We start from the raw sequence: 260 nt of genomic DNA on the forward strand, positions 1-260 counted from the left end.
CCGTCGCAGCTGGTGGCCCGCGCGGCGGCAGCCGGGGTAGAGATGCTGGCACTGACCGATCACGACACCCTGGCGGGGCTGCCGGAGGCGCAGCAGGCGGCGGCCGAGGCGGCAATCGAGCTGATTACCGGCATCGAGATTTCCAGCACCTGGAGCGGGCGCGAGCTGCATATTGTCGGCTTGAACATGCAGGCCGATCACCCTGACTTGCAGGCGCTGGTGGCGGCACAGCAGCAGGCGCGAGTGCGCCGGGCGGAATT

The 260-nt window shown here is 69.2% G+C and carries 1 protein-coding gene; it reads left to right on the plus strand.

Annotated elements, in window-relative coordinates; genetic code table 11:
- Positions 1 to 260 (plus strand): PHP domain-containing protein (locus PZC42_RS21795; RefSeq protein ID WP_277214290.1); only part of this gene is annotated, 260 nt, incomplete at both ends.

It is taken from the genome of Isoptericola croceus (assembly GCF_029382255.1).
GTDB lineage: Bacteria > Actinomycetota > Actinomycetes > Actinomycetales > Cellulomonadaceae > Isoptericola > Isoptericola croceus.